The organism is Lentilactobacillus fungorum (assembly GCF_016860605.1).
GTDB classification, from domain to species: domain Bacteria; phylum Bacillota; class Bacilli; order Lactobacillales; family Lactobacillaceae; genus Lentilactobacillus; species Lentilactobacillus fungorum.
On sequence record NZ_BNJR01000007.1, the window covers coordinates 159,559 to 172,825 of the forward strand.

16 protein-coding genes are annotated in these 13,267 nt (G+C 42.3%); 15 read left to right on the top strand and 1 reads right to left on the bottom strand.

Going from position 1 to position 13,267, the window contains the following annotated elements; translation table 11 throughout:
* Nucleotides 1–332: 332 nt before the first annotated feature.
* Nucleotides 333–1,448 (bottom strand): helix-turn-helix domain-containing protein, encoded by a 1,116-nt coding sequence (locus tag YK48G_RS03700; RefSeq protein WP_203629360.1) that lies wholly within the window; start codon nt 1,446–1,448, stop codon nt 333–335.
* 310 nt (nt 1,449–1,758) lie between these two features.
* On the opposite strand from YK48G_RS03700, the gene YK48G_RS03705 reads away from it, so the two are divergent.
* The 15 genes from YK48G_RS03705 to YK48G_RS03775 all read left to right on the top strand — a co-directional run bounded on the left by YK48G_RS03705 (nt 1,759) and on the right by YK48G_RS03775 (nt 13,267).
* Nucleotides 1,759–2,061 carry a BMC domain-containing protein gene (locus tag YK48G_RS03705; protein WP_203629361.1) on the top strand — a complete coding sequence of 101 codons (303 nt, stop codon included), beginning with the start codon at nt 1,759–1,761 and terminating at the stop codon, nt 2,059–2,061.
* A gap of 44 nt (nt 2,062–2,105) precedes the next feature.
* The gene (gene pduB / locus YK48G_RS03710; RefSeq protein WP_203629362.1) at nt 2,106–2,930 is read left to right on the top strand and encodes a propanediol utilization microcompartment protein PduB; all 825 of its coding nucleotides are present in this window, start codon (nt 2,106–2,108) and stop codon (nt 2,928–2,930) included.
* Between the two features lie 18 nt (nt 2,931–2,948).
* Complete coding sequence (locus YK48G_RS03715) at nt 2,949–4,625, top strand: propanediol/glycerol family dehydratase large subunit (protein WP_203629363.1); 1,677 nt, start codon at nt 2,949–2,951, stop codon at nt 4,623–4,625.
* Between the two features lie 22 nt (nt 4,626–4,647).
* Nucleotides 4,648–5,346 carry a propanediol/glycerol family dehydratase medium subunit gene (locus tag YK48G_RS03720; RefSeq protein WP_203629364.1) on the top strand — a complete coding sequence of 233 codons (699 nt, stop codon included), beginning with the start codon at nt 4,648–4,650 and terminating at the stop codon, nt 5,344–5,346.
* Between the two features lie 24 nt (nt 5,347–5,370).
* On the top strand, nt 5,371–5,901 hold the full coding sequence (locus YK48G_RS03725) for a diol dehydratase small subunit (RefSeq protein WP_203629365.1): 531 nt from the start codon (nt 5,371–5,373) through the stop codon (nt 5,899–5,901).
* Between the two features lie 21 nt (nt 5,902–5,922).
* Entirely contained in the window at nt 5,923–7,752 is a 1,830-nt protein-coding gene (locus YK48G_RS03730) for a diol dehydratase reactivase subunit alpha (protein ID WP_203629366.1), read from the top strand.
* Nucleotides 7,753–7,755: 3 nt separating this feature from the next.
* Entirely contained in the window at nt 7,756–8,109 is a 354-nt protein-coding gene (locus tag YK48G_RS03735) for a glycerol dehydratase reactivase beta/small subunit family protein (RefSeq protein WP_203629367.1), read from the top strand.
* A gap of 22 nt (nt 8,110–8,131) precedes the next feature.
* Complete coding sequence (locus YK48G_RS03740; protein WP_203629368.1) at nt 8,132–8,791, top strand: BMC domain-containing protein; 660 nt, start codon at nt 8,132–8,134, stop codon at nt 8,789–8,791.
* Nucleotides 8,792–8,987: 196 nt separating this feature from the next.
* Complete coding sequence (locus YK48G_RS03745; protein ID WP_275453022.1) at nt 8,988–9,272, top strand: BMC domain-containing protein; 285 nt, start codon at nt 8,988–8,990, stop codon at nt 9,270–9,272.
* A 38-nt stretch (nt 9,273–9,310) separates the two neighbouring features.
* Nucleotides 9,311–9,946 (top strand): phosphate propanoyltransferase, encoded by a 636-nt coding sequence (locus YK48G_RS03750; RefSeq protein ID WP_203629452.1) that lies wholly within the window; start codon nt 9,311–9,313, stop codon nt 9,944–9,946.
* Between the two features lie 34 nt (nt 9,947–9,980).
* The gene (pduM, locus tag YK48G_RS03755; protein ID WP_203629369.1) at nt 9,981–10,484 is read left to right on the top strand and encodes a PduM family microcompartment protein; all 504 of its coding nucleotides are present in this window, start codon (nt 9,981–9,983) and stop codon (nt 10,482–10,484) included.
* Nucleotides 10,466–10,735 (top strand): EutN/CcmL family microcompartment protein, encoded by a 270-nt coding sequence (locus tag YK48G_RS03760; protein WP_203629370.1) that lies wholly within the window; start codon nt 10,466–10,468, stop codon nt 10,733–10,735. Before pduM ends, YK48G_RS03760 begins: the two co-directional genes overlap by 19 nt.
* A 17-nt stretch (nt 10,736–10,752) precedes the next feature.
* Nucleotides 10,753–11,343, top strand: coding sequence for a cob(I)yrinic acid a,c-diamide adenosyltransferase (locus tag YK48G_RS03765; RefSeq protein ID WP_203629371.1), 591 nt, complete (start codon nt 10,753–10,755; stop codon nt 11,341–11,343).
* Nucleotides 11,336–11,821, top strand: a complete 486-nt coding sequence (locus YK48G_RS03770; RefSeq protein ID WP_203629372.1) for a GlcG/HbpS family heme-binding protein — start codon at nt 11,336–11,338, stop codon at nt 11,819–11,821. The genes YK48G_RS03765 and YK48G_RS03770 overlap by 8 nt, the downstream gene beginning before the upstream one ends.
* Before the next feature lie 3 nt (nt 11,822–11,824).
* Nucleotides 11,825–13,267 (top strand): aldehyde dehydrogenase family protein, encoded by a 1,443-nt coding sequence (locus YK48G_RS03775; protein ID WP_203629373.1) that lies wholly within the window; start codon nt 11,825–11,827, stop codon nt 13,265–13,267.

Here is a 13,267-nt window from a genome sequence, read left to right on the forward strand (position 1 = left end):
CGTTTCGGCATGGTTGCCAAGACATTTCCCCGGTTCTGGGATTTTTGCTGGCGGTGTTTGCGTGCAGCTTTCTGCTTGGTTTCGCACGTTTCGACACGGTTGCCAAGACGTTTCCCCGGTTCTGGGATTTTTGCCGGCGGTGCTTGTGTGCAGCTTTCTGCCTGGCAGAATGCTATTGGTTCCGATGACCATCAAGTTCCGCGCAAAGAATAATAAACGGATCCAGTTACCTTAAAAGAGGTCTATCCCTAAAATCTAATCAGACTTTTAGGGATAGACCTCTTTTAAGGTACACCAGTTTTTAGCATTCTTAATCAGATATTGGCATAACGTCAATCACTTGGATACTCTGTATAAATCCATTGAATGACTGATTTGCCCGCTACCGGTACCAACATTGACGATGCATTTGGCTGCTTACAGTCAACGGTGAAGATCCACCCGCGTTGGCCGGATGAATCCGCTAAACCAGCAATGCTGTTGATATAAGGGAAACCGTTGACCGGCTGTGAATAATAGCTAATGTGATTGTCTTGAAAATAGCGTTTAGAAATATCATAAACACTGTCACTTTCGTTCCAAGTTAAATCGCGGTGGATCGTAACTATCTTTTGGATTGACGCATTCCGCTGCCTAAACTCTGAAGGAGTGAGACCGGTATGTTGCTTGAATATCTTGGTGAAATAACTGGTTTGAGCAAATCCAATTTGTTTGGCAATGTGGCTAACGGGAGATGCTGTTAGACAAAGCTTTTCACCTGCAATCGCAATTTTTTGATTATTGATATAGTCGATAAAATTAACGTGCATTGTTTTCTTAAAGATTCGGCTTAAATATGATGGCGATAAAAAGACGTGTTGAGCGACTTCATCTAAAGAAATGGTTTGATCGATATTGGCCTTAATATACTTAAGACAGGCTTGTAAGCTATGGTAAATATTGCCAGAAGCCTCGTCGTTAAAGGGATCTGAAGAGGTACTGCCGCCATTGATTGTCGGCATCGACTCAACTGGTGTAGCGGAAATCTTTTTGCTAGTTTCGTTTCGTAGATACGTGTCAAAATTGCGGATAGCCGATAAGGCTTCGCTGCCAAGCGCATCCCATACCGTAATCTTGATATCACTATCCGCTTCAAATATTTGACCAATAATATTTTCTAAGTAGTTCCTTGATAATGAAATTCGTTGTTGCGAGACATTGACTGAATTACAAATGACAAGCCCCCATAGTTTGTAATTCATAGTTACCGGAAAGATCGAAAAAATTTCGTCAGAATAAACATTCAGGCTTCGTTGGACGTCTTCTTGTTTTTGATAAACACTCCCGTTCTTTAAGAGTTGCCCGTCTAAAGTATAGAATGCCGTGTCGATTTGGGTGATGCCAGAAAAGGTATTCACGGCCTCTGCTAACGTCTGATAGTCTTTCAGTTCGAGGGAATAGGTGATCATTACCGTGCCTCCAGTCGTTTATGAAGCTTCTTACATTTATATAGTGGAACCGCTTCCACCATAAGTTAATTCTATGATAATAAAATCATGATTACAAGATAATTTAGTGAAAAAGTTAGTAATATTTTGCTATTTTATCTTTTGTTGTGTAATCGTTTTCAAATATTGCGATTTAAAAATGAACTTGTTTAAGATAGCATAATGCAAATTCTTTATACTGAAAGTGTTTTCAAAAACAATTGAATTAGTCCGTTTGTTCACAATTTTGCGGGCCGAGGGATTGATTCAACACACTTAGGAGGAATTTCACATGGAACAAGAAGCTTTAGGTTTAATTGAGACTCAAGGTCTTGTAGCATCTATTGAAGCTGCCGATGCAATGGTTAAAGCAGCAAATGTGAACTTAGTTGGTCAAGAAAAAATCGGTCACGGATTGGTAACAGTTATGGTTCGTGGAGATGTTGGTGCCGTTAAAGCTGCTGTTGACGCAGGTGTTTCAGCTGCCGAAAACATTGGCGAAGTTGTTTCCAACTATGTCATTCCACGTCCACATACGGATGTTGAGAAGATTCTCCCAAATCCAGATGATTTAAAGAACGCTGCCTCAAAGTAAGCTGATAATTTAGAAAAAATTTGATGATTATGTAGGTAATAATTATGAATAAAGATAATGATGCGTTAGTTGAGAAAGTCCTTAACGAAATGATGAAAAAAGGCATTTCAATTAAGGGTGAGGATCAGTCAAAGTCATCGGGAGGATTACAAATGAATGATTTCTTAAACTCTACTAGTGCCGTTCCTGAATTAGTCGGGACTCGAAAAATTGGTGACACGATTGGAATGTGTATCCCTAGTGTTGATGCTTTGCTTTTGGATCAACTTCATGTAACTAAGAGATACTCAGTATTAGGGGTATTAAGCGCTCGGTCTGGAGCTGGGCCACACATTATGGCTATGGACGAAGCGGTTAAGGCAACCAATACAGAAGTAATCGATATCGAGCTCCCTCGTGATACTAAGGGCGGCGCCGGACACGGTTCCTTGATTTTAATTGGTGGGTATGACCCATCGGATGTACGCTCAGCAATTAACGTTGCACTGGATACTTTGAGTACAACGTTTGGCGATGTTTACAATTCCGCTGCTGGCCATTTGGAATTACAATTCACTGCTCGTGCAGCAGGTGCTTGTCATGCAGCATTTGGTGCTCCGGAAGGTAAGGCATACGGATTAATTTGTGGTGCTCCTGCCGGAATTGGTGTTGTTATGGCCGATACGGCAATTAAAACGGCTAGTGTTAATGTCTTGTCGTTTGCATCACCTGCTCATGGAACCAGCTTTTCAAACGAAGGGATGGTTCACATTAGCGGCGATTCTGGTGCTGTTAGACAAGCCGTCAAGGCCGGTCGAGAAGTTGGACTGAAGTTACTTGGCGATATGGGTGAGAAACCGGTTAACGATTTTCCATCATACATTAAGTAGTCGGAAGGAGGAACACAATTGAAACGTCAAAAGAGATTTGAAAAACTGGAAAAGCGTCCAGTTCATCAAGATGGTTTTGTTCAAGAGTGGGACGACGAAGGCTTAGTTGCGATGCACAGCAAAAATGACCCAGAACCAAGCATTAAGATTGAAAATGGGGAAATTACTGAACTCGATGGCAAGCAAAAAGCTGATTTTGATTTAATTGATCAATATATTGCAGAATACGGAATTAACATTGATAATGCCGAAAAAGCCAATGCAATGGATTCCAATGCAATCGCTAAAATGTTGATTGACCCAAACGTTCCACGCTCAGAAGTTGTTAAAGTAACAACTGCATTAACACCGATGAAAGCTTCAGATGTTATCAATAAATTAAACTTTGGTGAAATGATCCAAGCCGTTCAAAAGATGCGGCCACGACGGACCCCATTTACGCAAGCTCATGTTACCAATACACTTGATAATCCAGTTGAAATTGCCGCTGATGCTGCTGAAGCGGCATTACGTGGATTCCCTGAATTGGAAACAACGACTGCCGTTGCACGTTACGCACCGTTGAATGCTATTTCAATCATGGTTGGTTCTCAATCAGGTCGGCCAGGTGTGATTACCCAGTGTTCAGTTGAAGAAGCTGTTGAGTTGGGACTTGGGATGAGAGGTTTTACCGCTTATGCTGAAACCATTTCGGTTTACGGGACTGATAAAGTCTTTACCGATGGTGATGATACGCCTTGGTCTAAAGGGTTCTTGGCATCTTGCTATGCTTCTCGTGGTTTGAAGATGCGGTTCAGTTCAGGCTCTGGCTCTGAGGTCTTAATGGGCTACACCGAAGGCAAGTCAATGCTTTATTTGGAATCACGGTGTATTTACATTACGAAGGCATCCGGTGTTCAAGGCTTACAAAATGGGTCTGTAAGTTGTATCGGTATCCCAGGGGCTGTTCCAAGTGGTATTCGTGAGGTTCTTGGTGAGAACTTAATGTGTATGATGATGGATCTTGAATGTGCATCAAGCAACGACCAAACATTCTCTCATTCAGATATTCGGCGAACTGCTCGGATGCTCGGCCAGTTTATTGCTGGGACTGATTACATTTCATCTGGATACGCTGCCGAAGAAAACTCAGATAACACATTTGCCGGATCTAACATGGATGTTTTGGATTACGACGATTACGAGACAATGGAACGTGACCTTTGTGTCAACGGTAGTATTTTACCAATCACAGAAGAACAATCGATTAAGATTCGGAACAAAGGTGCTAAAGCCATTCAAGCTGTCTTTGATGGGTTAGGGTTACCAGCTATTACTGATGAAGAAGTTGAAGCTGCTACTTATGGTAGTACTTCAGGTGATATGCCAAAACGTGACATGACCGGTGATATTAAAGCTGCACAAGATTTGATGGATCGTGGTGTCACTGTTTCTGATGTTATTCGTGCGCTTGCTAACCACGGATTCGACGATGTTGCCCAAGCTGTCTTCAAGCTGGCTCAACAAAAGATTTGTGGCGATTATCTACAAACTTCAGCTATCTTTGATAAGGATTGGAACTGCATTTCAGCTATTAATGATCGAAACGATTATCAAGGCCCAGGTACCGGTTACCGTCTATGGGAAGATAAGGATCAATGGAATAAGATCAAGAATATCCCATGGGCTTTGGATCCTCAAAAGGTAGAATTCTAGTCAATAGAAGGAGGTAAGCGCAGTGAGTCAAGAAATAGATGAAACGTTACTTAAAAGTATTATTCGTGACGTTTTAAATGAAGTTCAAGGTGCCGAAAAACCAATTTCGTTTAAAGGCGGCAGTTCAACTGCTACTGCAACGCCATCATCTCAGCAAGCTGACCAAGTTCATCCGGTTGATTGGTTTAAACATGTTGGTGTTGCCAAGCCTGGCACTTCGAAAGATGAAGTTGTGGTGGCGGTCGGTCCGGCATTTGCAGAGATTATGACCCAAACGATTGTTAAACTTTCTCACAAAGATGTTTTACGACAAATCATTGCTGGCATTGAAGAGGAAGGGCTAAAAGCCCGAGTTGTTAAGGTATACCGGACTTCAGATGTCTCATTCATGTCGGCAGAAGCTGATAAATTATCTGGATCTGGCATTGCAGTTGCCATTCAATCTAAAGGAACAACCATTATTCACCAAAAGGATCAAGATCCATTGAATAACTTGGAATTGTTCCCACAAGCACCTGTTTTGACACTTGACACGTATCGAGCAATCGGAAAGAACGCTGCTCAATATGCTAAGGGCATGTCCCCTAATCCGGTTCCAACAGTCAATGATCAGATGTCTCGACCAACCTATCAAGCTCTTGCAGCTTTGATGCACATTAAGGAAACTAAGCAGGTTGTTGTTGGTAAGCCAGCTGACCAAATTGAAGTTAACTTTAATTAATTAGAAAGATAGGAGGCATTACTGATGAGCGAAGTAGATGATTTAGTTGCTAAGATCATGTCACAGTTGAAAAACGGTGATAACGGCAGTACGTCAAGTACTAGTACAGCCACAGCTTCCAATTCAAGCAGCTCTGATCCTGATTTAACAGCTAAAGATTTTCCGTTATTTAAAAATCATCCTGAAATGATTAAGTCACCAGGCGGAAAGCCCGTTAAAGACATTACATTTCAAGATATTGTTGATAATAAAATTGACTCTAAGGAATTGCGAATTGCCCCTTCAACCCTTCGTTTGCAAGGCAAACTTGCTGCCGAAGCTGGTCGAACTCAAATTCAAAAAAACTTCCAGCGAGCTGCTGAATTAACCCAAGTGCCTGATGACCGAGTTCTAGAAATGTATGGTGCTTTGCGACCATTCCGTTCAAGTAAACAAGATCTACTAAATATTTCGGAAGAGCTTAAAACCAAGTATAACGCTCCAATTTGTGCGAACTGGTTTAAAGAAGCCGCTGAAAATTACGAGAAGCACAAGAAGTTAAAGGGCGATAATTAATAGCTAGTTAGGGGTTTTAACATGACACGTGTGATTGGTGTTGATATTGGTAATTCCTCAACCGAGGTCGCTTTAGCTGACGTCTTTGATAATGGTGAAGTGAAGTTCCTGGGATCAGGAATTGCAGCAACAACTGGAATCAAAGGAACCAAGCAAAACTTGATTGGGGTTAAGGATTCAATTAATTCTGTCTTACAATCTACCCACACCGACCTGTCGTCAGTTGATTTAATCCGGATCAATGAAGCAACGCCTGTCATTGGTGATGTTGCGATGGAAACAATTACCGAAACGATTATTACTGAATCAACTATGATCGGTCATAATCCAGGAACTCCAGGCGGTGTTGGTACAGGCACTGGCTACACGGTCGGACTAGTTGACCTTCTTCATCAAAGTGATCATTCTCGTAATTACATTGTCTTGATTCCAAAGGAAGTTGATTTTGCTGATGCAGCTAAATTGATTGATGCTTATGTTGAATCGGGTTTTCATATCACTGCTGCAATTATGCAAAGTGATGATGGCGTTTTGGTTGATAACCGGTTGAAACATAAAATCCCGATTGTTGATGAGGTGGCTGGCATTGATAAAGTGCCGATTAATATGCTAGCGGCTGTTGAAGTGGCTCCGCAAGGCCGAGTGATTTCTCAGTTATCTAATCCGTATGGAATTGCAACTTTGTTTGGATTGTCTTCAGACGAAACCAAAAATATCGTGCCGGTTGCTCGAGCATTAATTGGGAACCGTTCTGCGGTTGTTATCAAGACACCTAAGGGAGATGTTAAGGCGCGTGTGATCCCTGCCGGAACAATTTATATTCAAGGCAATAAGGGAAAAGCACAGGTTGACGTTGCCGCCGGTGCCGAAGCAATCATGAAGACGGTCAATGAGTTTGATTCGATCGATGATATTACGGGCAAATCAGGTACCAATGTTGGCGGAATGCTTGAAAAGGTTCGCCAGACAATGGCAAGTTTAACTGACAAGCAGAACAAGGATATTGCGATTCAGGATTTATTAGCGGTTAATACATCCGTTCCGGTCAAAGTAACTGGTGGTCTTGCAGGTGAATTTTCAATGGAGCAAGCAGTGGGAATTGCGGCAATGGTTAAATCAGATCACTTGCAAATGCAAATCATTGCCAACTTGATTGAAGATGAACTGCATGTCCCAGTGGAAATTGGTGGTGCTGAAGCCGAAGCAGCTATCTTAGGTGCTTTGACAACTCCAGGAACTAACAAGCCAATGGCGATTTTAGATTTAGGGGCTGGCTCAACGGACGCCTCAATTATCAACAGGGAAGATAAGAAGGTGGCCATTCATTTAGCCGGTGCCGGAGACATGGTTTCAATGATCATCAACTCTGAGCTTGGCTTAGATGATCTCTACCTTGCAGAAGATATTAAACGATATCCGCTTGCAAAAGTTGAAAATCTTTTCCAGTTGCGACATGAAGATGGTTCGGTTCAATTCTTTGAGAAGCCACTACCAGCTAACTTGTTTGCAAGAGTGGTTGCGATTAAGCCCAATGGCTATGAACCGCTTCCAGGTAATCTTGGCATTGAAAAAGTGAAATTAGTCCGACAAACTGCGAAGAGGCGAGTTTTCGTGACAAATGCGATTAGAGCTTTGAAACACGTTAGCCCAACAGGCAATATTCGCGATATTCCATTCGTTGTCTTAGTTGGCGGCTCTGCTTTGGATTTTGAAATTCCCCAGTTGGTAACTGATGCTTTATCGCATTACAACTTGGTTGCTGGTCGAGGAAATGTTCGAGGTGTTGAAGGACCACGTAATGCCGTTGCAACCGGACTAATTCTTTCATATGCAAACGAGAAAAGAGGATAACGCATGGCAATCGATAACGATAGACCTGCAATTTTCATAGCTTTGCCCAATCAATTGAATAACAAGGTCCCTGACGAGTTAAAGCCAATGCTGCATGGAATTGAAGAAGAACAAATTCCCTTTCAAACCATGCAAGTAGAAGATGCGAATTCGGCAGTGGCCAGAGCTTATCAAGCGGCAGTGGCCTCACGGTTATCGGTTGGCATCTCGTTTGACGATCAACAAATTGTGGTTCATTACAAAAATTTAAAACCAAATGAGCCACTTTTTGTGGTTCCTATCGACAACCCAACGAACATTCGAAAGGTTGGGGCCAACGCTGCAAGATTGGTCAAAGGAGTGCCATTTAAGAAATAAAGACAGGACAGGTGAGTGATTTATGGAATCAATTGGATATCTTGAAGTCGAGGGTCTGTCTGGTGCGATCGTTGCTGCTGATAGAATGCTTAAAACTGCTCAAGTTCAATTGAAGTTTCTTGAGAATACAAAAGGAAATGGTTGGATTACCGTCTCAGTAACCGGTGATGTTGCCGCCGTCGAAGCCGCAATTGATGCTGGGAAAGGTGAGATGGGTGATCGAGTTGCCGGTTCAATGGTAATCGCTAACCCAGCCCCTGGGATCAGCGAGTTGGGCAAAAACGATGCCATTAAGAGCAAGTTTGATGCCGCAACTGAATACGATGATTCAGATGACGACGGCCCAGACGATGATGGTCCAGATGGTGGCGGTGCTGCTAGTGGGCCAAAACCTAACGGGCCAAAAGACAGTGGCAACGGTGGCTCGGGTGCCAAGCCAAGTGGTAGTCAATCGACCAGCACGAGCGCAACGTCTAAAAAAGACGAAGCTAAATCAGCTGCCAAACCAGCTGAAAAAGCCGCTCCAAAGCCGACTGAAAACTCAACCACAAAGGCGACTACGACCAAAGCAGCAACGACTAAGTCAAGTGCTTCCAAAGCACCAAGTAAGGCTGCTAGTCAAGTTAGCCGGTCTAAGCGTTCGACTGCAAGGCGAACAACAAGAAAACAGACTAAGAAATAATAAACAAAAACGATGCCACGCAACTGGTCAGTTTAATAGCTGATTGTAGATTGGCAATAAAAGACAGCTCCGCAAAGCAACAATCTGTGCGTAAGTACCGCTGAGAAAAATGCCAGAATTGGGAATTTTTCTCAGCGAAGACTTAAACCCCGGTTGTTAACCGCTTTGCTCCGCTCACTAAAAAATGGAGGAATTTATTATGAATAACGCACTTGGAATGATTGAAACAAAAGGATTAGTTGGCTCAATTGAAGCTGCCGATGCAATGGTTAAAGCAGCTAACGTTGTCTTGATTGGTCAAGAAAAGATTGGTAGTGGATTAGTAACTGTCATGGTTCGTGGCGATGTTGGTGCCGTTAAAGCTGCCGTTGATGCTGGGGTTTCTGCCGCAGAAAACGTTGGTGAAGTTTTAACCTCGTTTGTAATTCCTCGTCCACACTCAGAAGTTGAAGGGATCTTGCCAAATATTGACAAAAAGTAATTCAAATTCAATATAAGGACGGTTAGCAATTTATGGAAATTACTGAAGATAAAATTCGACAACTAATCCGGCAAGTGATTAGTGAACAAAACGACCCATATCGAGTACCAATCGGTGTTTCAAATCATCATATTCATTTAAGCCAAGCGGATTTTGATAAGCTTTTCCCTGGTCAACAAATGAAGATTAAAAAGCAACTAAAGCAGCCAGGCGAATTTGCGACTGAACAAACGGCCGACATTATCGGCCCAACAGGAACCATTGAGCACGTCCGGGTTCTTGGACCGGTACGGTCACATTCACAAGTTGAAATTGCACGTTCAGAATGTTTTGGTCTGGGAATTGATGCCCCAATTCGTTTGTCAGGTCATCTTGATGGGACGCCTTCGGTTAAAGTTCGAACAAAAGATGCTGAAATCACCATTCAAGGTGTGATTGTAGCCAAACGGCACATTCATATGAGTTTGGAAGATGCTAAACGATTCGGCGTAAAAATGGGAGATATTGTTTCCGTTCAAATTGAATCTCAGGACCGTCGAACAACTTATGATGACGTTGTTTGCCGACCACGAAAAGATTTTGTCCTGGAAATGCACCTAGATACGGACGAAGCCAGTGCGGCTAATGTTCGGGATGACACGGTTGGTCATATTGTTCTCCCAAAGGAAAATTAAGGTTTTGAACAAACAATGAAGGTTGGTGGCCAAAATGGATCATATTGTTGAGCAAGTACTGGCTAAAATCAGGCAGCGCGAACACCAATCTTACGAAGTTGATTATTCCAGTGAAGGATCTGTCCCTAACAACGGAATTTATACCGATTATGCCAACGTCACGATTGATAATGTCACGATTCCATTATTAGCGAACGTTTACCGGCTTAATTTGGATGATCCTTGGACAAAGTGGATATTACAGGGAATAAGTTTCCAAGTAGACTTTACTTTTCAGATTAGTTCATCAATGGTCAACTTTATTCCGAAAAAGATGTTGTTAGATTGGCCCGTTTCATTTGTTGTTGATCAAAAACGGGTTGTCAAAGCATTTTATCAAAAGGCAATCAGTCGTTTAGATCTTGCTACGCTGCCGGATAATTCAATTGTAGTTGTAACCCCAAATCAAAAACTGACAAGTGAGGCTGAGCAAATTAGTCAGCTTAAGCAAATGATAATAAAGATGAGGACTGATGAAAATTGTATATGGCACGAGTAATGGGAAGCGTTGTTGCAACCCAAAAAGATCGTTCATTGATCGGCCGAAAGCTCATGATTGTTCAGCCAGTAGATTCTGAAGGCCACCCAACACGGTCTGAAGAAGTCGCTGCTGACACAGTTGGTGCGGGGATTGGCGAATATGTATTATTGGTACGTGGTGCTGGTGCCCGAAGAGCAACGGTCAGTCAAGTTCAAAACGATGTCAACGATTGTTCAATTGTCGGGATTATTGATCGATTTGATAAATGATAAAGAAGGGATTTTAAATGGCCATTTACACAAAGGGCGGCGATAAAGGAAAGACAAGCCTTTTTGATGGTGAGCGGGTGTCAAAAGATTCGTTGCGGGTATCAACTTATGGTACTTTCGACGAACTAAACGCTAATATTTCACTCGCTGATAAATTCTGTATTAGTAAGCGAAATAAGGAAATTTTGCAGCGGGTTGAGTATCGGATGTTCTTTCTTCAAGGAGAGATTGCGACTCAAGATGCTGAAAAATTCCGCTCCCAAAGCAGAATCATAACGGATGACGACGTTCACTATCTTGAATCGATAATTGACAACTATACAGCTCAATTACCGAAAGTTACCAGTTTTATTTTGCCAGGCTCAAGTCTTGCCGGCGCTCAACTTCATGTCTGCCGCACGGTATGTCGAAGAGCCGAACGACAACTGGTATCGTTTATGAAGGTAAACCCTGTGAGACCAGAAATTGAAAGATACGTCAATCGACTTTCAGACTTTCTCTACATCATGGCACGTTCAGAAGACCATGAGGATTATCTTGAAAAGGTTATCGGAGAGGTTGTTCAACGGTACTATAAAGCGATAGGAAGGTTAAATGACCATGGATAAAGAACAAATTAACCAAATCGTAAAAGAAGTTTTAGCTAAAGAATCAGATGCGCCAAGCACAACCAATGTGTTTGACCGACATAAAATGGAAAAAGTAATTGACGCAGCCGTTGCTAAGGCAGACGAATTACACGTTGGGGTCACAATTTGTATTATGGACATTACAACAACGGTACAAATGTTGTACCATATGCCGAATGCAAACTTAGTGAGTTCAACATTAGCACCAAAAAAAGCATGGTCTGCTATTGCGATGAAAGAACCAACCAAGGATATTAGTAAAGATATTCAACCTGGTGGCCCGCTCTACCAGATGGAAACGATGCTTGATGGGAAGCTTGTCTCATTTCCAGGTGGTATCCCATTAATCGAAAATGGACAGATAATTGGTGCTATTGGTTGCAGCGGTGGCTTAATCGAAGAAGATCAAGCCATTTGTGAAGCAGCCGTTCAAGAATTTTCTAAGGAGCGTATGTGAGATATGCAAGAACAGAATATTGAAGAAGCAATCAGAAGAATTCTCAAAGAAGAATTAAGCGGTCAATCACAATCTGGTGCTGATAATAATGCAGCCCAACCGACAGGACTTGGGAACGGGATCTTTGAAACTGTTGATGAAGCAATTGCAGCTGCTAAACAAGCCCAAGAAATTTATGCCGATAAGCCAATGGCATTTCGTAAGAAAGTGATCAAAGCGATTCAAGATGGTTTTGGACCAAAGATCCATTACATTGCCCAAGCTACGCGTGATGAAACCGGTATGGGAACTGTTGAAGCAAAGGAAACAAAGTTGAAGAATGCTTTGTATAACACTGCTGGTCCCGATAGTTTGAAGCCAGATGTTGAGACCGGTGATGGCGGCATGGTGATGTACGAATACACGCCATTTGGTGTTATTGGTGGAGTTGGCCCAAGCACGAACCCTGGTGAAACGGTTATTAACAATTCCATCATGATGTTGGCTGGCGGCAACGCCTTATTCTTTGGTGCTCATCCGGGTGCTAAAAATATTACTCGTTGGATGATTGAGCATCTGAATGAATTTGTATACAAGGCTACTGGACTTCGTAACTTAGTGGTCTCACTAGCAACCCCTTCAATCGAATCGGTTCAACAGATGATGCATCATCCAGATATTGCAATGCTTGCCGTAACTGGCGGTCCAGCTGTTGTTCATCAGGCATTGATTAGTGGTAAAAAAGCTGTTGGTGCTGGTGCTGGTAACCCACCTGCAATGGTTGACGATACAGCCAATATTGATTTAGCTGCCCATGATATTGTCACTTCTTGTGGCTTTGATAACAATATTTTATGTACTGCTGAAAAGGAAGTTGTTGTTCAAGACGACGTTAAGGATCAATTGATTGAAAAAATGCAGCAGGATGGTGCCTTCTTATTGAAGGATCAGGATAAGATTGATGAAATTGCTCATATGACTATCCAAGAAAATGGTACCCCAGATCGTAAATTTGTTGGTAAAGATGCAACCTTTATTTTAGATGAAGCTGGTGTTTCATACACGGGTCATCCAACGGTTGTAATCTTTGAAGCTAAGAAAGATCACCCATTAGTAACAACAGAAATGTTAATGCCATTATTGCCGATTGTTTCCTGCCCAACGTTTGAAGATGTTTTGAAGACAGCGGTTGAAGTTGAAGGTGGCAACCATCATACTGCTTCAATTCACTCAGAAAACATTCCTCATATCAATAAAGCTGCACATCGGATGAATACTTCAATTTTTGTTGCTAATGGCCCAACCTTTGCTGCAACGGGCGTTGGTGATAATGGTTACTGGAGCGGAGATGCTGCATTAACAATTGCTACTCCAACTGGTGAAGGAACAACAACTGCTAAGACATTTACCCGTCGTCGTCGCTTCAATTGCCCAGAAGGATTCTCATTACGTTCATGGGAGGTCTAA

Excerpts from the sequence above, each read along its gene's own strand:
- YK48G_RS03700 (WP_203629360.1), bottom strand. The coding sequence starts at position 1,448 with ATGATCACCTATTCCCTCGAACTGAAAGACTATCAGACGTTAGCAGAG.
- YK48G_RS03705 (WP_203629361.1), top strand. The coding sequence starts at position 1,759 with ATGGAACAAGAAGCTTTAGGTTTAATTGAGACTCAAGGTCTTGTAGCA.
- pduB (WP_203629362.1), top strand. The coding sequence starts at position 2,106 with ATGAATAAAGATAATGATGCGTTAGTTGAGAAAGTCCTTAACGAAATG.
- YK48G_RS03725 (WP_203629365.1), top strand. The coding sequence starts at position 5,371 with ATGAGCGAAGTAGATGATTTAGTTGCTAAGATCATGTCACAGTTGAAA.
- YK48G_RS03730 (WP_203629366.1), top strand. The coding sequence starts at position 5,923 with ATGACACGTGTGATTGGTGTTGATATTGGTAATTCCTCAACCGAGGTC.
- YK48G_RS03735 (WP_203629367.1), top strand. The coding sequence starts at position 7,756 with ATGGCAATCGATAACGATAGACCTGCAATTTTCATAGCTTTGCCCAAT.
- YK48G_RS03740 (WP_203629368.1), top strand. The coding sequence starts at position 8,132 with ATGGAATCAATTGGATATCTTGAAGTCGAGGGTCTGTCTGGTGCGATC.
- pduM (WP_203629369.1), top strand. The coding sequence starts at position 9,981 with ATGGATCATATTGTTGAGCAAGTACTGGCTAAAATCAGGCAGCGCGAA.
- YK48G_RS03765 (WP_203629371.1), top strand. The coding sequence starts at position 10,753 with ATGGCCATTTACACAAAGGGCGGCGATAAAGGAAAGACAAGCCTTTTT.
- YK48G_RS03770 (WP_203629372.1), top strand. The coding sequence starts at position 11,336 with ATGGATAAAGAACAAATTAACCAAATCGTAAAAGAAGTTTTAGCTAAA.
- YK48G_RS03775 (WP_203629373.1), top strand. The coding sequence starts at position 11,825 with ATGCAAGAACAGAATATTGAAGAAGCAATCAGAAGAATTCTCAAAGAA.